Source organism: Pseudomonas arvensis, from assembly GCF_056688935.1.
In genome coordinates, this window is record NZ_CP162038.1 from 3,166,665 (window position 1) to 3,185,011 (window position 18,347).

Annotated in this window: 13 protein-coding genes; 11 read left to right on the forward strand and 2 right to left on the reverse strand. The window is 63.2% G+C overall.

The window, feature by feature from the left end; all coding sequences use genetic code 11:
- Positions 1-6 precede the first annotated feature (6 nt).
- From treZ to AB3G88_RS14205, 11 genes are all read left to right on the forward strand, one after another.
- Positions 7-1,752: a malto-oligosyltrehalose trehalohydrolase gene (gene treZ / locus AB3G88_RS14155; RefSeq protein ID WP_480450271.1), complete on the forward strand. Its 1,746-nt coding sequence runs from the start codon at positions 7-9 to the stop codon at positions 1,750-1,752.
- Positions 1,749-3,833, forward strand: a complete 2,085-nt coding sequence (gene malQ, locus AB3G88_RS14160) for a 4-alpha-glucanotransferase (RefSeq protein ID WP_480450273.1) — start codon at positions 1,749-1,751, stop codon at positions 3,831-3,833. The genes treZ and malQ overlap by 4 nt, the downstream gene beginning before the upstream one ends.
- The gene (locus AB3G88_RS14165) at positions 3,830-6,580 is read left to right on the forward strand and encodes a malto-oligosyltrehalose synthase (RefSeq protein WP_480450275.1); all 2,751 of its coding nucleotides are present in this window, start codon (positions 3,830-3,832) and stop codon (positions 6,578-6,580) included. The genes malQ and AB3G88_RS14165 overlap by 4 nt, the downstream gene beginning before the upstream one ends.
- Before the next feature lie 24 nt (positions 6,581-6,604).
- The gene (locus AB3G88_RS14170) at positions 6,605-6,874 is read left to right on the forward strand and encodes a DUF2934 domain-containing protein (protein WP_250925180.1); all 270 of its coding nucleotides are present in this window, start codon (positions 6,605-6,607) and stop codon (positions 6,872-6,874) included.
- A 119-nt stretch (positions 6,875-6,993) separates the two neighbouring features.
- Positions 6,994-9,153, forward strand: a complete 2,160-nt coding sequence (gene glgX / locus AB3G88_RS14175; protein WP_480450277.1) for a glycogen debranching protein GlgX — start codon at positions 6,994-6,996, stop codon at positions 9,151-9,153.
- 1 nt (position 9,154) lies between these two features.
- Complete coding sequence (locus AB3G88_RS14180; protein ID WP_480450280.1) at positions 9,155-10,153, forward strand: acyl-CoA dehydrogenase family protein; 999 nt, start codon at positions 9,155-9,157, stop codon at positions 10,151-10,153.
- Positions 10,150-10,908 (forward strand): PIG-L deacetylase family protein, encoded by a 759-nt coding sequence (locus AB3G88_RS14185; RefSeq protein ID WP_099585299.1) that lies wholly within the window; start codon positions 10,150-10,152, stop codon positions 10,906-10,908. Before AB3G88_RS14180 ends, AB3G88_RS14185 begins: the two co-directional genes overlap by 4 nt.
- Entirely contained in the window at positions 10,905-11,504 is a 600-nt protein-coding gene (locus AB3G88_RS14190) for an SAM-dependent methyltransferase (protein WP_250925178.1), read from the forward strand. The genes AB3G88_RS14185 and AB3G88_RS14190 overlap by 4 nt, the downstream gene beginning before the upstream one ends.
- Positions 11,501-12,160, forward strand: coding sequence for a glycosyltransferase family 2 protein (locus AB3G88_RS14195; protein ID WP_191959029.1), 660 nt, complete (start codon positions 11,501-11,503; stop codon positions 12,158-12,160). Before AB3G88_RS14190 ends, AB3G88_RS14195 begins: the two co-directional genes overlap by 4 nt.
- A gap of 176 nt (positions 12,161-12,336) precedes the next feature.
- Positions 12,337-13,098: a PIG-L deacetylase family protein gene (locus AB3G88_RS14200; protein ID WP_099585302.1), complete on the forward strand. Its 762-nt coding sequence runs from the start codon at positions 12,337-12,339 to the stop codon at positions 13,096-13,098.
- A 250-nt stretch (positions 13,099-13,348) separates the two neighbouring features.
- A complete protein-coding gene (locus AB3G88_RS14205; protein WP_480450284.1) occupies positions 13,349-15,889 on the forward strand; it encodes an autotransporter family protein in 2,541 nt (846 codons plus the stop codon).
- Here AB3G88_RS14205 and AB3G88_RS14210 read toward each other — a convergent pair.
- Both AB3G88_RS14210 and AB3G88_RS14215 read right to left on the reverse strand, forming a co-directional pair.
- Positions 15,846-17,249 carry an amino acid permease gene (locus AB3G88_RS14210; protein WP_099585304.1) on the reverse strand — a complete coding sequence of 468 codons (1,404 nt, stop codon included), beginning with the start codon at positions 17,247-17,249 and terminating at the stop codon, positions 15,846-15,848. The genes AB3G88_RS14205 and AB3G88_RS14210 overlap by 44 nt on opposite strands.
- 61 nt (positions 17,250-17,310) lie before the next feature.
- Entirely contained in the window at positions 17,311-18,345 is a 1,035-nt protein-coding gene (locus AB3G88_RS14215; protein ID WP_480450286.1) for a histone deacetylase family protein, read from the reverse strand.
- Positions 18,346-18,347 lie beyond the last annotated feature (2 nt).

The window sequence follows — 18,347 nt, forward strand, 5'->3', positions numbered from 1 at the left end:
CTATAGATGCCATTACGGACTCTGGAAACCTGGCCCCACGGCGCAATCATGCTGGACGCGCAACACACGCGTTTTGCCTTGTGGGCGCCAGACGCGTTTTATGTCAGCGTTGAATTGGAAGACGGTAAATCAGTCGCCATGCTGCCGCAGGCAGCGGGCTGGTTCGAAGTAGAAATAAAATGCGCGGCGGGCACGCGATACCGCTACAACATCGACGGGGAAAAGGACGTGCCTGACCCCGCCTCCCGAGCCCAGCTTGCAGATGTGCATGGTTGGAGCCTGGTGGTCGACCCCCTCGCCTACGAATGGCGGCACAGCCAATGGGCCGGTCGCCCGTGGCATGAGGCGGTCATCTACGAACTGCACGTCGGCGCGCTGGGGGGCTACGCCGGCGTCGAAAAGCACCTGCCGCGCCTGGCCGAGCTGGGCGTGACCGCGATTGAATTGATGCCGTTGGCGCAGTTCCCCGGCGAACGCAACTGGGGCTACGATGGCGTTCTCCCCTACGCCCCCCACTCCTCGTACGGCACGCCTGAACAGCTCAAGCACCTGATCGACAGCGCCCACGAACACGGCCTGGCCGTGATCCTCGACGTGGTCTACAACCACTTCGGCCCTGACGGCAACTACTTGGGCCAATACGCCCGAGGCTTCTTTCGCGACGACGTGCACACGCCCTGGGGTGCCGGGATCGATTTCGAGCGCCGCGAGGTGCGCGACTTCTTCCTCGACAACGCCCTGATGTGGCTGATGGAGTACCGCTTCGACGGCCTGCGCCTGGACGCCGTGCACGCCATCGACAATCCCGGTTTCCTGCAACAACTGGCGCAACGGGTGCGCCAACAGGTCGACACCGGCCGCCACGTATGGCTGGTGCTGGAAAACGAATTCAACCAGGCCAGCCTGCTGGAGCATGATTTCGATGCACAGTGGAACGACGACGGCCATAACGCGCTGCATGTGCTGCTCACCGGGGAAACCGACGCCTACTACAGCGACTTCGCCCAGGACACCACCGCCAAACTGGCCCGCTGCCTGAGCGAAGGGTTCATCTACCAAGGTGACACCACCCGCCATGGCCATCGCCGTGGCGAGCCCAGCGCGCACCTTCCACCGAGTGCCTTTGTGCTGTTCTTGCAGAACCATGACCAGATCGGCAACCGCGCCATGGGCGAGCGCCTGCACCAACTCTGCACGCCCCAGGCACTCAGGGCCGCGACCACGTTGCTGTTGATGTCGCCGATGATCCCGCTGATGTTCATGGGCGATGAAGTCAACGCCCAGCAACCCTTTCTGTTTTTCACCGACCACCACGGCGAATTGGCCGAAGCGGTGCGTGAAGGCCGGCGCAGCGAGTTTGCCGACTTCGCCGCGTTCCAGGATCCCGAACGACGCGCACGTATACCCGATCCCAACGCCCTGCCGACCTTCGAGCAATCGGCCCCGGTGTTTGCCGACAGCGAACACGCGCAGCTCTACCGCCAACTGCTGAGCCTGCGCCGTCGCCACCTCGTGCCGCACCTGCCCGGCAGCGTGGCGCTGGGCGCCCAGGTACTGGCAGACGGCGCCGTCACCGCGCGCTGGCGCCTGGGCGACGGCAGCCTGTTGCAGATCGACCTCAACCTCAGTGCCACGCCCGTGAATCACCCGGCGCCGCAGCACGTTATTTTCGCCACGCCCGCTGAGCAAGGCGCGCAACTGCCGCCGTACAGCGCGCGCGTCAGCCTTTCCCCTGTTGGAGAACACCCTTGAGCGAAGCGAACCTGGAAATCCTCGCCAGCCGCGCGGGCCTTGCCGTCGATTGGATCGACGCCAATGGCCGTCCGCAACGCGTGACACCCGATGCCCTGCGCGCCGTGCTCAAAGGTCTGGGCCACCCTGCCGACACCGATGCAGAGATCGACGCCAGCCTGTTGGAACTGGAACAACAGCAGCAAGACAAACACCTGCCGCCGCTGCTGACCATCGACAGCGGCCACGGCCTTGATCTGGCGCGCTACTTCGAACCCGACACGCCGTGCCGCGTCAGCCTGGAAAACGGCGAAACCCTGGAGCTGCGCCTTGATGGCGACGCGGTGCTGCCCGGCGTGATCGCCCTCGGCTATCACCGCGTGTACATCAACGACCAGACCTTCACCCTCGCCGTCGCCCCCACCCACTGCTACAGCGTCGCCGAAGCCGTCGACAGCCAACCCGCCCGCGCCTGGGGCCTGAGTGCCCAGTTGTACTCGCTGCGCCGCCTGGGCGATGGTGGCTTCGGCGACACCCTGGCCCTGGAGCACCTGGCCCGTTCGGCCGCCGAACGCGGTGCGGATGCCCTGGCGATCAGCCCGATGCACGCGATGTTCAGCGCCGATACCGGACGCTACAGCCCGTATTCGCCGTCGAGCCGGTTGTTCCTTAACAGCTTGTATGCCTCGCCCGGCTGCATCCTCGGCGAACGTGAAGTGCGCATCGCCATCGAGGCGCTCGGCCTGGAGGAGGAGCTGCACGCGCTGGAGCAACACGCCCTGATCGACTGGCCCGCCGCCGCCAAGGCCAAGCAACGCCTGCTGCGCGCCTTGTATGAAGACTTCCGCCACGGCCAGCATCCGCAACATGCGGACTTCCTGAGTTTCCGCCAGGCCGGCGGCGAAGCCCTGGAAAACCACTGTCGCTTCGAAGCCGTGCAAGCCGCCCGCGCAGCTGCCGGCGAAGAGCTCGACTGGCGCCACTGGCCGCAAGAGTGGCGCACGCCGCAAAGCCCGGCGCTGGCGCAGTTCGCCGAGGACAACCGTGAAGAGATCGGCTACTTCGCCTTTACCCAATGGCTGATCGCCCGGTGCCTGGAGCGTGCCCAACAAGCCGCCAAGGGCAGTGGCATGGGCATCGGTCTGATCGCCGATCTGGCCGTGGGCGCCGACGGCGGTGGCAGCCAGGCGTGGAGTCGCCAGGACGAGTTGCTGGCCGACCTGACCGTGGGCGCGCCGCCAGACATCCTTAACCGCGCCGGCCAGGGCTGGGGCATTTCCGCGTTCTCCCCCGAAGGCCTCAAGCGCAACGGTTTCCGTGCCTTTATCGAGATGTTGCGCGCCAACTTCGCCCATGCCGGCGGCTTGCGCATCGACCATGTGATGGGCCTGCAGCGCCTGTGGGTGATCCCCATGGACGCATCGCCACGGGAAGGGGCTTACCTGTATTACCCGGTGGACGACCTGTTACGCCTGTTGGCGCTGGAATCGCACCGCCACCAGGCCATCGTCCTCGGTGAAGACCTCGGCACCGTGCCCGAAGGCCTGCGCGAAAAACTCAGCGGCCGCTCCATCCTGGGCATGCGCGTGTTGCTGTTCGAGCAAGGCCATGACGGCCAGTTCAAGCCGATCCTCGACTGGCCGGACAACGCCCTGGCGACCACCAGCACCCACGATTTGCCCACGCTCAACGGCTGGTGGCACAGCCGCGATATCGACTGGAACATCCAGCTCGGCCTGATCGATGCGCCCACCGTGGATCAATGGAGCGAACACCGTCTGCGCGAACGCCAGGCGCTGCGCCAGGCCTTGAGCCAGGACCCGCAGAACTTCGTCGAAGAGATTCGCAACGAAACCGATCACATGATCGACGCCAGCGTGCGCTACCTCGGCCACACCCGTGCGCCGCTGGTGCTGTTGCCATTGGAGGACGCCCTGGGCGTCGAAGAACAAGCCAACCTGCCCGGCACCACCGACACCCATCCCAATTGGCGCCGACGCTTGGCGGGTGAAGCTTCAAGTTTGCTGGACAACGCCGGTGCTGCACGACGCCTCGAATTGCTGGCCATCGCGCGCAACCAGGCCCATGAGCGTGACCGATGAAGACCCTACCCCTGCGCGCTACCCAGCGCCTGCAATTTCATAAAGGCTTTACCCTGGACGACGCGGTGCCTTTGGTGCCGTATTTCGCCCAGCTAGGCATCAGCCATCTGTACGCCTCGCCGCTGCTCAGCGCCCGCGCCGGCTCCATGCACGGCTACGACGTGGTCGACCCGACCCGCGTCAACCCGGAACTCGGCGGCGAGCCGGCCTTGCGCCGCCTGGTGGCGGCGCTGCGTGAACACGACATGGGATTGATCCTGGATATCGTCTCCAACCATATGGCCGTCGGCGGTGCCGATAACCCGTGGTGGCTGGACCTGCTGGAGTGGGGTCGCCTGAGTCCGTACAGCGAATTCTTCGATATTCAGTGGCACTCGCCCGACCCGCTGCTCAAGGGCCAGCTGTTGATGCCGTTTCTGGGAAGCGACTACGGCGAGGCCTTGCAGACCGGCACCCTGACGTTGCATTTCGACGCCGAGCACGGCGCGTTTCATGTCGAGCATTACGAGCATCGTTTCCCGATCTGCCCACGGGATTACGCACTGATCCTGGGCAACGACGCAACGCTCAAACCTATGGCTGACCGTTTCGCCGCCCTCGCCTATCAGGACGACGCCTACGCCGAAGCCGCGTGGCTCAAGCAGGCATTCGCCGAGCGCGCCACCGAAGTCATGCCGGCCATTGAAGAGCGCTTGAGCCAGTTCGACGGGCGCCAACCGGAAGGCTTCAACCGCCTGCATCAGTTGCTGGAGCAACAGGCCTACCGCCTGGCGAGCTGGCGCACGGCGGCGGACGATATCAACTGGCGGCGCTTCTTCGACGTCAATGAGCTGGGCGGCCTGCGCGTCGAACGCACAGCAGTGTTCGAAGCCACCCACGGCAAGATCTTCGAGTTGATCAGCCAAGGCTTGGTGGATGGGTTGCGCATCGACCATATCGACGGTCTGGCCGACCCCCGTGGATATTGCCGCAAGCTGCGTCGCCGGGTGGATGCTCTTGTGCCAGGTCGGCATTTGCCGATCTTTGTCGAGAAAATCCTCGGCGAAGGCGAGACCCTGCGTGAAGACTGGCGCGTGGACGGCACCACCGGCTACGAATTCATGGACCAACTGTCGTTGCTGCAACACCAGCCGGACGGTTTTGCACCGCTGGCCGAACTGTGGACGCGCCATACCGAGCGGCCCTCGGCGTTTATCGAAGAAGCCCGCCTGGCCCGCCAACAAATCCTCAACGGCTCGTTGGGCGGGGATTTTGAAAGCGTCGCCCAAGCGCTGCTGCAAGTGGCCCGCGACGATGTGATGACCCGCGACCTGACCCTGGGCGCGATTCGCCGCGCCTTGCAGGAACTGATCGTGCACTTCCCGGTGTACCGCACCTACATCAGCGTCCTCGGCCGCAGCGCCGCCGACGACGCGGTGTTCCAGCAGGCCATGGACGGTGCACGCACCACCTTGAGCGAGGGCGACTGGCCGGTGCTCGATCACCTCGAAAAATGGCTCGGCGGCCAGCCCTGGCGCCAACGCCCGGTGGGCCGGGAGCGCAAGATCCTCAAGCACGCCTGTGTACGCTTCCAGCAACTGACCTCGCCCGCCGCCGCCAAGGCCGTGGAAGACACCGCGTTCTATCGCTCGGCGGTGCTGCTGTCGCGCAATGATGTGGGTTTCAGCACCGAGCAGTTCAGCGCACCTTTGGCTGAGTTTCATCAGATCAACCAACAGCGTTTGCAGGCCTTCCCGGATAACCTGCTGACCACCGCCACCCACGACCACAAACGCGGCGAAGACACCCGTGCACGGCTCGCAGTGCTCAGCGAGTGCGCCACCTGGTACGTTGAGCAGGTTGAGCAATGGCGCAGCCTGGCCGCGCCATTGCGCACTGATGCCGCCACGCCATCGGCCGGTGACGAGCTGATCCTCTACCAAGTGCTGCTGGGCAGCTGGCCGCTGGACCAGGGGGATGACTTCGACGGCTATCAACAACGCCTGTGGCAGTGGCAACAGAAAGCCCTGCGCGAAGCCAAGTTGAACAGCAGTTGGAGCGCGCCCAACGACGCCTACGAACAAGGCGTCGAAGCGTTTCTGTCGCGCCTGCTGCTCAGTGACGAAGGCCGCCCGCTGCGCACCGCGATTGCGACGGCCGCCCAGGCGATTGCCCCGGCGGGTGCGCTCAATGGGCTGGCGCAATCCTTGCTTCGCATCACGGTGCCGGGTGTGCCGGACCTGTACCAGGGCGCTGAGTTCTGGGACTTCAGCCTGGTGGATCCGGACAACCGTCGCCCGGTGGATTTCAGTGCACGGCAACAGGCCCTGGATACGCCGCCGGACATCGGCGAACTGCTGTTCAACTGGCGGGACGGGCGCATCAAGCAGGCCTTGATTGCCCAGGTGCTGGCCTTGCGCAAGGCTCAACCTGAGCTGTTTCGCAGCGGCACTTACACGCCGCTGGAAGTGGTCGGCCAACACGCCGGGCGGGTGGTCGCATTCTGCCGCGAACACCAGGGCAAACGCCTGCTGGTGGTGGTGCCACGCTGGCCTCATCACCTGCTGGATAACGGTGTGCATCCCCAGATCAATGCGCAGGTTTGGGGCGATACCCGACTGAAATTACCGTTCGCCGCACCAACTCAATACTGGAAGGGACTTTTTCATACAGGCGCAGTCACACCAGACAAGGAGCTGTTGATCAGCGCTGCCCTGGGGGATTTCCCGGTCAATGTCTTTATCAATCCTGATGATCAAGAAAGCTGAAAATTTTCTGTGAGGAGCATTGTGATGAGTACTGAAGACAAACGCATACGCGAGCTGGCGCATCAGATCTGGGAGTCTGAAGGTAAACCCCATGGCGAAGACGCACGCCACTGGGAGATGGCGCGCAAGCTGGCCGAATCTGAAGCGCTGACGCCGAGCAAACCCAAGGCGGGCGCCAAGCCCAAGGCCGCCCCCAAGCCGCCGGCCAAAGCCAAGCCGCCAGCACCCGCTGCCGGCAAGCCGACGCCACCAACGGCGAAAAAACCACCGGCGCCGAAAAAGCCCAAGCCTTAATTCCATCAACCTCCCGTCGACGTGTCGGCGGGAGGTCATTTCATCACACAGATTGTCAGCTGTATGTTCGTCAGCACGGCGACGTTCGGCCCGAAAAAGACCCTGCAGGAGCAACTTCAATGAGCAAACCCGACAAAAGCCAAGCGACGCCGGAACATGAGCCGTCGCGGATTCGTGAAGGTTTGCCCTTCCCACTCGGCGCGACCTGGGATGGCCTGGGTGTCAACTTTGCGCTGTTTTCGGCCAATGCCACCAAGGTCGAACTCTGCCTGTTCGATGATTCGGGCGAAGTGGAACTGGAGCGCATCGAGCTGCCGGAATACACCGACGAAATTTTCCACGGTTACTTGCCCGACGCCCATCCAGGGCTGATTTACGGCTATCGCGTCTACGGCGCATACGACCCGGCCAACGGCCATCGCTTCAACCACAATAAATTGCTGATCGACCCCTATGCCAAACAACTGGTGGGCGAGCTCAAATGGTCCGAAGCGCTGTTTGGCTACACCATCGGCCACCCTGACGACGACCTCAGTTTCGACGAGCGCGACAGCGCGCCGTTCGTGCCCAAGTGCAAGGTCATCGACCCCGCGCACACCTGGGGCAACGACCAACCGGTGCGGGTGCCGTGGGACCGCACGATCATCTATGAAACCCACTTGCGCGGCATCAGCATGCGTCACCCTTCGGTGGGCGAATCCGTGCGCGGCACCTGCGCCGGGCTGATGGAAGACGACGTGCTCAAGCACATTCGCCAGTTGGGGATCTCGTCGGTAGAGCTGCTGCCGGTGCACGCCTTCGTCAACGACCAGCACCTGCTGGAAAAAGGCATGACCAACTATTGGGGCTACAACAGCATCGCGTTCTTCGCCCCCGACCCGCGCTACCTGGCCAGCGGCAAGATCGCCGAGTTCAAGGAGATGGTCGCGCACCTGCACGAGCAGAAGCTGGAAGTGATCCTCGACGTGGTCTACAACCACACCGCCGAAGGCAACGAGCGCGGCCCGACCCTGTCCATGCGCGGCATCGACAACGCCTCGTACTACCGGCTGATGCCTGACGACAAGCGCTTCTATATCAATGATTCCGGCACCGGCAATACCCTGGACCTGAGCCATCCGTGCGTGCTGCAAATGGTCACCGACTCGTTGCGTTATTGGGCCAACGAGATGCACGTCGACGGCTTCCGCTTTGACCTTGCGACGATTCTTGGCCGTTACCGCGACGGTTTCGACGAGCGCCACAGCTTCCTCGTGGCCTGCCGCCAGGACCCGGTACTACGTCAGCTCAAACTGATCGCCGAGCCGTGGGACTGCGGCCCCGGCGGCTATCAGGTGGGCAATTTCCCACCGGGCTGGGTGGAATGGAACGACCGTTTCCGCGACACCGTGCGTGCGTTCTGGAAAGGCGACGACGGCCAGCTCGCGGACTTCGCCGGGCGCATGACAGCCTCCGGTGAGATGTTCAACCATCGTGGCCGTCGCCCCTACAGCTCGGTGAACTTCATCACCGCCCATGACGGCTTCACCTTGCACGACCTGGTGTCGTACAACGACAAGCACAACGAAGACAACGACGAGAACAACCAGGACGGCAGCAACAACAACCTGTCCTGGAACCACGGCGTCGAAGGCCCCACCGACGACCCGGAAATCAACGCGCTGCGCCTGCGCCAGATGCGCAACTTCTTCGCCACCCTGCTGCTGGCCCAAGGCACGCCGATGATCGTGGCCGGTGATGAGTTCGCCCGCACGCAACATGGCAATAACAACGCGTATTGCCAGGACAGCGAGATCGGCTGGGTCAACTGGGACTTGGACGATGACGGCAAATCGCTGCTCAAGTTCGTCAAGCGCCTGATCAAACTACGCCTGGCGTACCCGATCCTGCGGCGTGGGCGCTTCCTGGTGGGCGACTACAACGAAGACATCGGCGTGAAAGACGTGACCTGGCTCGCCCCCGATGGCAATGAAATGACCACCGAACAGTGGGAGGACAGCCATGGCCGCTGCCTGGGCATGTTGATGGATGGCCGCGCCCAGGAAACCGGGATTCGCCGCGCCGGTGCCGATGCGACCTTGTTGCTGGTGGTCAACGCGCACCACGACCTGGTCAATTTCCGCCTGCCGCCGGTGCCCGAGGGTGAGTTCTGGACCTGCATGCTCGACACCAATGACATTGCCGTGCGCGGTCAGGAGCGTTTTGATTTCGAACACGAATACGCCGTGACCGGCCGCTCGCTGTTGTTGTTCGAGTTGCAGCGCGAAGACGAGGTATGACATGGCTTTGCAAGGATTCCTTCAAGGCTACCGGGGCTATGCGGACACGCAGGCCCTGGGCGAGGCCCTGAAGGCGCTTCAGGAGGAAGGCCTGGACCAACTGCCGTTGCCCGGCAGCGGCCAGACGTTGGCACGCTTCAGCCGCCTGGCCCAGGTGGCCGGGCATGACCTGCGCCTGTGCAAGTTATTCGAAGGCCACACCGACGCCTTGGCGATCATCGCCGAGCTGGACAGCCCCCTGCCGCCCCTGGGCAGCACGTGGGGCATGTGGGCCGCCGAACCGCCGAGTGCAAAAGTGCACGTGCGGCGCGACGGCCATCGTCTGATCGTCGACGGTCGCAAAGCCTGGTGTTCCGGCGCGGCGGTGGTCAGCCATGGGTTGCTGACGGCGTGGGACGAGGAGGACCGCCAGCAGTTGGTGGCGGTGCAGATGCGCACGCCGGGGGTCACGGTGACCGATGAAGGCTGGCATGCGGTCGGCATGGCCGCTACGGGCAGTGTCGAAGTGCTGTTCACGGAGGCCGCCGCCATTGCGGTCGGCCATCCGGGTGACTACCTCAGCCGCCCGGGTTTCTGGCAAGGCGGGATAGGGATTGCCGCGTGCTGGTATGGCGCCGCCCAACGCCTGGCAGAAGTGTTGCGTGAACAATGCGCCAAGCGCCCGGAGCCCCATGCCCTCGCCCACTTGGGCGCCGTCGACAGTGCGTTGAACGCGGCCGCCTGCGTACTGCGCGCCAGCGCCGAGCACATCGACCGGGAGCCCAAGGCCGATGCCCACGCGCTGGCCCAGCGGACGCGGTCCTGCATCGAGGACACGGTCACACAAGTGATGCACCACGTGGGCCGTGCGGTCGGTGCCGGGCCTTATTGCAAGGACCCGCACTTTGCACAGCTGATGACGGATTTGCCGGTGTACCTGCGCCAGAGTCACGCCGAACGTGACTTGGCCGGGCTCGGTGAGCTGGTCGCCGGCGAACCTACGGGCAGGTGGCAATTATGAAACCCAACCCGATTGTCGGCCAAGGCACGCCGCTGCATCGCTGGCAGACGTCGCCACGGATGGCCGAGTTACCAGAGATCAGCGTCGAACAACTGGTGCCTGAGGGCCATCGCGCAGTGATCATCGCGCCCCATCCGGATGATGAAGTGTTGGGTTGCGGCGGGTTGCTGCAAGGTCTGGCCGCGCTCAGCCGGCCCATACAGCTGATCTCGGTGACCGACGGCAGCGCCAGCCACCCCGGCTCCCGGCGCTGGCCGGTGGAGCGTCTGAGTGTGGTGCGGCCACAGGAATCGGCGCAGGCCCTGCATCGGCTGGGGTTGCCGTTGCACAGCCTGAAGTGGTTGCGCGCTGGCTTCAGCGACAGCCAGGTGGCAGCGCGGGAAGATGAATTGAGCGCGTTTATCCAGCGCTACCTCAAGCCCACGGATGTGGTGTTCACCACTTGGCGCGAAGACGGCCACTGCGACCACGAAGCCGTCGGCCGTGCCAGTGCCAAGGCAGCCCAGGCAGCGGGCGCCACGCTGTATGAGTTGCCGGTGTGGACCTGGCACTGGGCAACCCCCGAAGACCGCCAAGTGCCGTGGCATCGCGCGCGCAAAATCCCCCTGAGCTGCGAGACCGTGGCCCGCAAGCGTCACGCCATCCATGCCTTTGCCAGCCAATTGGAAGGTGACCCGCAGATCGGCCTGGCCCCCGTGCTGGCTCCCTATGTGCTGGAGCGTCTGCTGCAGCCCTTTGAAGTGGTATTTGTATGAGTGTGGCCACGCCGTATTTCGACCAACTGTTCGCCGAAAACGACGACCCCTGGGCGTTTCGTCAACGCTGGTACGAGCGACGCAAACGTGCGCTGACCCTGGCCGTACTGACGCGGCCGCGCTACGCCGCCATCTTTGAGCCGGGCTGCGCCAATGGCGAATTGAGTTTCGAATTGGCCCCGCGCTGTGATCGCCTGCTGTGCTGTGACACCGCCGCAGCCGCAGTCAGTCTGGCGCGCAGCCGTTTATTGGGGTTCCCCCATGCCGAGGTGCAGCAACGCCGCCTGCCGGAACAATGGCCGACGGAACGGTTCGAGCTGATCGTGCTCAGCGAGCTGTGTTACTACCTCGACGCCGACGATCTGGGCCGCGTGATCGACCACGCGCTCGCCAGCCTGACCGACGACGGTCAACTGCTGGCGTGCCACTGGCGCATGCCAATCGAAGGCTGCCCGCAGACGGCCGAGCAGGTACATGCCCTGCTCCACGAACGACTGGCCATGCCGCGCCTCGCCAGCTACCACGAACAGGATTTTCTCCTCGACCTGTGGTGCCGCGATGGCACCTCGGTCGCTCGCCATGAGGGCTTGCGATGATCGGCGTTCTGATCCCGGTACATAACGAAGAAACCCTGTTGGCCGAGTGCCTGGACGCTGCATTGATCGCGGCCTGCCACCCCGGCCTGCAGGGTGAAGCGGTGCAGATCCTGTTGGTGCTCGACAGCTGCAGCGATGGTAGCGCCGCCATCGCGAGGGCCTACCCGGTGCAGCACCTGGAAGTACGGGCGCGCAATGTGGGGCATGTGCGCGGCGTCGGTGCGCGGCACTTGCTCAATCAGGGCGCCCGCTGGATCTCCTGTACCGACGCCGACAGCCGCGTCGCGCCGGACTGGCTGGTGGCGCAGCTGGCGCTGAACGCCGATGCGGTATGCGGCACGGTGACGGTAGATGCCTGGAGCGAAGACTTCGACCCGGCCGCACAGATCCGCTATCTCCAGGGCTACGAGGCGCGGGACGGGCATCGGCATATCCACGGCGCCAACCTCGGGGTCAGCGCAGGTGCTTACATTCGCGCCGGTGGTTTCGAACCCTTGGCCTGCGATGAAGATGTGCAACTGGTGCGCAGCCTGGAACGCTGCGGTGCCTCGATTGCCTGGAGCCACTCGCCCCAAGTGATCACCAGTGCGCGCCTGGACGCCCGCGCCCAGGGTGGGTTTGGCGATTATTTGAAGAGCCTGGTGCACGCGCCGTGAAAAATTCCACATTGCGAAATGTAAAAGCGGCGAATCCTTGTCTATGCTGAAAACGCCTTGCTGGTCATTCAGGGTTGAATGACCACGCACCACCACGGCGGAGTCTGTGGTGAATAAATAGAGTCGTCCCGTCAACGGGGCACGACCCAGCACCAATCGACAAGGATGTAATTCTCATGAAGCCTGCCTCCCTCAGTGAAGGCCGTCGCGGCCCCGCGCAAATCTGGAACAGCGCACCGCAGCTGGCGCAAATCGCCCCTATCTCGGCAACCTCGTTGGTCCCCGCCGGCGCGCGCGTGGTGGTCATCGCCCCCCATCCCGGCGATGAAGTGCTGGCCTGCGGCGGTATGCTCCAACTGCTCAGCACCCTTGAATACCCGCTGCAACTGATCTCCATCACCGACGGCAGCGCCAGCCACCCCGGCTCGCATGTGTGGCCGGCCAGCCGCTTGAGCGTGGTGCGGCCCCAGGAAAGTGCCGAAGCGCTGCGTCGCCTGGGTATGCCCATGCACAGCCTGAAGTGGATTCGCGGCGGTTTCTGCGACAACGCCCTGGCGGCCCGTGAACCGCAACTGAGCCAATTCATTGCCCGTTACCTGCAAGCCGGGGATGTGGTGTTCACCACCTGGCGCAACGACGGCAACCCCGACCATGACGCGGTCGGTCGCGCCAGTGCCAAGGCGTGCAATCTGGTCGGTGCGCAGCTGTATGAGCTGCCGATCCGGGCCTGGCACTGGCCCGCGCGTGACAGCGCGATCATCCCCTGGCAACGGGCGCGCAAGGTGCGCCTGGATACCTGGAGCGTGGCGCGCAAACTCCACGCGACCCATGCCTATGCGAGCCAGCTAGTGGGTGACCCGCTGATCGGGCTGGCGCCGACGCTGGCGCAGGTGCTGTTGGAACGCATGCGCGAGCCTTACGAGATCGTGTTCGCGTGAGCCGCTCACTCGTCTGTACCTGTTATTTCTCACAGTAGCGCCACCAGAGATGTCCGTCTAAGGTGCAAAAAGCGCTGCACAGGTTCAGGTGCAGTCGAGAAAGCCATGCCAACCCTTTGCATTGGGCGGTGTTTTCAGATTCAGGTAAGCCGTTGTCCCTGTTCCGTATCGCGCGTGACGTTGTCATGGTCTGACCAGCGCCTGGTTTTGCAGGTGCCTGGGAAATATTCCCCTCTATCGAGGACGGATCATGCGTATACGGACATATTCCTGGTTGTATCTGCTCGCATTGGCGGTGTCGCCGCTCGCTTCCTACGGGGCGTGCACCATCAACAATACGGCTGGCGACGACACCTCAGACTGTGACAGCGCCACGGCGCCGGGCTTTACCGACACGGCAGGCAACAACACGCTTAATATCACCGCGACAGGCCGGATCACCGGTAACGTGACCTTTGGTGGCGGCAACGACCTGGTGGACGTGACCGGGCCGAGCGCCGGGATAGATGGCTCACTCAACCAGGGTGACGGCGCGAATATCTTCCGGATCAACATGGGCAGTATCACGGGAAGTGTGACCCAAGGCGCGGGGAGTGACATTGCACAGATTACCGGAGGGCAAGTCGGCGCCGTCTTCCAGGGCGCAGGTGTCGACAGCTACGCCCAGAGCGGCGGGGTCGTCGAGTCCCTGGCTCAGGGAGATGGGCTGGATGATTTTTTCATGAGCGGCGGCACTATCAGCGACGCTTTCGAGGATGGCGACCGCGCCAAGATGAGCGGCGGGACCATCGGCCGGGTCAATATGAGGCTCGATAACAACGTGTTTGATATGTCTGGCGGCAGGATCATCCGCAACCTGGTGACCGGTTTCGGCAATGACACCATCCTGATCTCGGGTACGGCCTTCGTAGGCGGCAATATCAGTGTCAGTGGCGGCAACGATGTCGTGAACATCTCGGGTGGCGAAGTCAACGGGCAGATACTGCTCAGTCTTGGCAACGACCAGTTTGGCTGGTCGGGTGGGAAGCTGCATTCCTTCGTGCAGATGGACGAGGGTGACGATATCGCGTTGCTGCAAAACCTGGACAATCGCCAACTGGCCGCTGCGCAGCTGATAGACGGCGGCCTGGGTGTCGACACGCTGACCCTGGACAACACCAAGGCGGGTGACCCGGGGCTGTTTCCCAACTGGGAAACCATCCAACTGGATAACGCCTCGCAGTTGACCTTGGGCGGAACGCTGAAACTGGGTGACAGCGCGACAGCCACCGGCACCCTGAGCATTGATGGTACCAGCGAACTGCTGGTGAGCACGGGGGTGATCGATTCGTTTACCTCTGGCGAGTTGGTCAACGTCAATAACAGCGGGGTCATCAATATGACCACCGGCAGTTCCACCGCGACCGATACCCTGACGATCAATGGCAACTACAGCGGCAACGGCGGCCAACTCGCGTTGCAAAGTGTGCTGGGCGGCGACGGCTCGCCCAGCGACAAACTGGTGATCAGCCAGGGCACTATCCAGGGCAGTACGAACATCCACGTGACCAACCTCGGCGGCGCCGGTGCAGCGACGCTGCAAGACGGTATCCTGGTGGTACAGGCAGTCAACGGTGCCGCCGGCAGCGGCACCGCCTTTACCCTCGTCGCACCGGTGTCTGCCGGTGCGTTCAATTACTACCTGTTCAAGGGCGACGTCACCGACGACACCGGAGGCAACTACTACCTGCGCTCGACCATCCCGGTAACGCCGACGGACCCGGTGATTATCGCCCCATTGCCGGTGCCCGTGCCCGGTGAGCCACCGCTGCCCACCAACCCCGGAGTGACCCCAATTCCGATCTACCGTCCGGAAGTGCCAATCTACGCCGCATTGTTTCCCGCCGCACAGCAACTGGTGCAAGGCATGCTCGGCACGTTTCATCAGCGTATGGGTGACCAGAGCCAGCAACAGCAAACCGGCGCATTGGCCGCGGGCTGGGGCCGGGTGTATGGCAGCAGCAGTCGCCAGAGTTTCGCCGGCACCGTCAGCCCGACGCTGGACAGCTCGGTGACAGGCTTCCAGGTGGGCACCGATGTGTACGCCAGCCCGCTGGGCAACGGCCAGCAGCGCGCCGGGTTCTTCGTCGGCCACAGCCGCCTCAAGGGCAACGTCAAAGGTTTCAATGGTGGCTGGGAGGACAAGGCCGCGGGCAAGACCACCTTGCGCGGCGATAGCCTGGGAATCTACTGGACGCTGATTGGCGCGAACCAGGCCTACCTGGACCTGGTATTGATGGGTACGCGCTTCAATGGCAACAACGAGTCTGACCGGGGCGTGAAAATGAAAACCCGTGGGCGCAACGTTACGGCCTCAGCCGAAGTCGGCTGGCCGATCCCGATCACGACCAACTGGGTCGCGGAACCCCAGGCTCAGGTGATCGCCAGCAAGACCAAACTCGATAGCCAGCACGACGGGATTTCCGATGTGTCCTACGACGCCGACACCAACCTCACCACGCGCCTGGGGGTCCGCCTGCGGGGCGACTATCAAGTGCGTGGCATGCCGCTGCAGCCTTATGTCAGGGCCAACGTCTGGCACAACAGCGCCGGGCAAAACACCGTGACCTTTGCCGATGTCACCGACATCGACACCGAGCAGAAGTCCACCACCCTGGACGTGAATGTCGGGGCCACGCTGAAGGTGGCCACGGGCATTAGTGTTTACGGCGAGATGGGCTACAACCGCAACCTGGACAGCAACACCTTCAACGGCCGCCAAGGGACGGTTGGCCTGAGAATGGAGTTCTGACCTGGTAGACAATCGCCAGCCAGACAAACCAGGCCGGCATCACGCACAGCGCCAGGCGTGTATCCGGCCGCAACGCCAGCAGGCACAGCACGAATGCCAGAAACCCGAGGCTGAACCACGCCATCGGCACGCCGCCGGGCATTTTGTAGGTGGAGGCGGCATGCAGGTCAGGGCGTTTTTTGCGATAGGCAATATAGGACGCAAGGATGGTCGACCAGGTAAAAATCACCAGGATCGCCGAGACCGTCGACACGATGGTGAAGGCGGTCATCACCTCCGGCACGACAAACAGCAGGACCAGGCCGAGCAACATCAACAGCGTGGTAAAGGCCAGACTCATAAATGGCACGCTGCTGCTCGACAATCGCCGGAAGATACCCGGTGCGTCGCCTAGATCAGACAAGCCGAACAGCATCCGGCTGGCGGAAAACACCCCACTGTTGGCCGAGGACGCCGCCGAGGTCAGCACCACGAAATTGACGATCCCCGCCGCTGCCGGAAACCCCGCCACCAGGAACAACTCAACGAACGGGCTTTTGCTCGGCGACACCTGGTGCCACGACGTCACCGCAATGATGCACGCCAATGCCAGCACGTAAAACAGGATGATCCGCAGCGGAATCGAGTTGATCGCCTTGGGCAAGGTCTTCTCCGGTGCGCGGGTTTCGGCGGCTGCGGTGCCGATCAGCTCGGTACCGGCAAAGGAAAAGATCGCCATCTGGAACCCGGCAAAAAAACCGAACAGGCCATTGGGGAATGCCGCCTGTTTATCCAGCAAGTGACTCAACGACGCGGTAACCCCGGTGGGCGAAACAAACGAACTGGCGATCAGCACCGCGCTCACGCCAATCAGGGTGACCACGGCGATAATCTTGATGATCGCAAACCAGAATTCCACTTCGCCGAACAGCCTGACCGTCAGCACATTCAACGCAAACAGCGTCAACAGCATGCCCACGGCCGGTATCCACGCCGGCACGTCCGGGAACCAGTACTGGAAAAAGCCGCCGACCACCACCGCGTCCCCCACCACCGCCACGCTCCAGCTCAGCCAGTACGACCAGCCGAGAAAGAACGCCGCGCGCGGCCCCAGGTACGCGCCGGCAAAGTCGGCAAAACTCTTGAAGTTGAGGTTGGACAGCAGCAGTTCACCCATGGCGCGCATCACGAAATACACGAACAGCCCGATGATCATGTAGATCAGGATGATCGAGGTGCCGGACAGCGCGATGATCTTGCCGGAGCCCATGAACAGGCCGGTGCCGATCGCTCCGCCCATGGCCATCAGCTGGATATGGCGGTTGCTCAGGGTGCGTTGCAACGCAGGCTTTTCACACAGTCCGGGCGTGGTTGTTTTCATCACAAAACCTCTTGTTATGTTTTTGAGTTTTGGCAGAAGAAAAATGCAGCGATCGTGGTTATCAGGCGGTCTGGCTTTCGAAACCGTGCAACACGTTGACGGCATTGATGCCGATCTCATCGACCATGTAGCCGCCTTCCATCACGAACAGCGTCGGCACGCCCACGCTGGCGATGATCTCGCCCATGCCGAGGAAGTCGTCGCTGTCGAGCAGGAAGTGGCTGATGGGGTCGTCCTTGAACGTGTCGACGCCGAGGGAAATCACCAGCACGTCAGGGGCGAAGTGTTTTAGCCGCTGGCACGCATCGATCAGCGCGGTTTTGTAGCGATCCCAGGTGGTGTTTTTCGGCAGCGGATAATTCAGGTTGAAGCCCTCCCCGGCACCGACGCCGCGCTCGCTGTCAGCGCCGGAAAAGTACGGATAGGACACCGCCGGTTCACCGTGCAGGGAGATGAACAACACGTCCGGGCGGTCGTAGAAAATATTCTGCGTGCCGTTGCCGTGATGGAAATCCACATCCAGTACCGCGACGCGCTTGGCGCCCTGGGTGATGGCCTGTTGCGCGGCAATCGCGGCGTTGTTGAGGTAGCAATAACCGCCCATGTATTCGCGGGCCGCGTGGTGACCGGGTGGGCGGCACAGGGCGAAGGCGCTGTGGTGGCCTTCGTCGATCAGCGCCAGGCCGGTGAGCGCGATGTCTGCGCTGGTCTTGACCGCGTTCCAGGTGGTGGCGGTGATCGGCGAACCGGCGTCCATGGCAAAGAAGCCCAGCTTGCCGTCGATGAAGTCCGGCACCTGCTGGTTAGCCAGGTCACGCACCGGCCACACCAGCGGTAATGCGTCATGGCTGCGGCCGATGGCCGTCCATTCGGCCCAGGCGCTTTCGAGAAACGCCACGTAGCGCTCGCTGTGGGCATTGACGTAACAGGCACGGTCGAAGGTACGCGGCACGATGATATCGCCTAGCCCGACGAACTGGACGCGGTCACGTACGGTGTCGGCGCGGCTCGGTTGCTCGAACGATGGCTTGAGTACACCATCCTTCAATTCGGTGCCGTGGTGCAAACGGTGGGCATCGCTGAAAACAGTCAACATGT

What these genes read in the sequence shown, in the direction of transcription:
- treZ (WP_480450271.1), top strand. Translation starts at nt 7, where the DNA reads ATGCCATTACGGACTCTGGAAACCTGGCCCCACGGCGCAATCATGCTG.
- AB3G88_RS14165 (WP_480450275.1), top strand. Translation starts at nt 3,830, where the DNA reads ATGAAGACCCTACCCCTGCGCGCTACCCAGCGCCTGCAATTTCATAAA.
- AB3G88_RS14170 (WP_250925180.1), top strand. Translation starts at nt 6,605, where the DNA reads ATGAGTACTGAAGACAAACGCATACGCGAGCTGGCGCATCAGATCTGG.
- glgX (WP_480450277.1), top strand. Translation starts at nt 6,994, where the DNA reads ATGAGCAAACCCGACAAAAGCCAAGCGACGCCGGAACATGAGCCGTCG.
- AB3G88_RS14180 (WP_480450280.1), top strand. Translation starts at nt 9,155, where the DNA reads ATGGCTTTGCAAGGATTCCTTCAAGGCTACCGGGGCTATGCGGACACG.
- AB3G88_RS14185 (WP_099585299.1), top strand. Translation starts at nt 10,150, where the DNA reads ATGAAACCCAACCCGATTGTCGGCCAAGGCACGCCGCTGCATCGCTGG.
- AB3G88_RS14190 (WP_250925178.1), top strand. Translation starts at nt 10,905, where the DNA reads ATGAGTGTGGCCACGCCGTATTTCGACCAACTGTTCGCCGAAAACGAC.
- AB3G88_RS14195 (WP_191959029.1), top strand. Translation starts at nt 11,501, where the DNA reads ATGATCGGCGTTCTGATCCCGGTACATAACGAAGAAACCCTGTTGGCC.
- AB3G88_RS14200 (WP_099585302.1), top strand. Translation starts at nt 12,337, where the DNA reads ATGAAGCCTGCCTCCCTCAGTGAAGGCCGTCGCGGCCCCGCGCAAATC.
- AB3G88_RS14205 (WP_480450284.1), top strand. Translation starts at nt 13,349, where the DNA reads ATGCGTATACGGACATATTCCTGGTTGTATCTGCTCGCATTGGCGGTG.
- AB3G88_RS14210 (WP_099585304.1), bottom strand. Translation starts at nt 17,249, where the DNA reads ATGAAAACAACCACGCCCGGACTGTGTGAAAAGCCTGCGTTGCAACGC.
- AB3G88_RS14215 (WP_480450286.1), bottom strand. Translation starts at nt 18,345, where the DNA reads ATGTTGACTGTTTTCAGCGATGCCCACCGTTTGCACCACGGCACCGAA.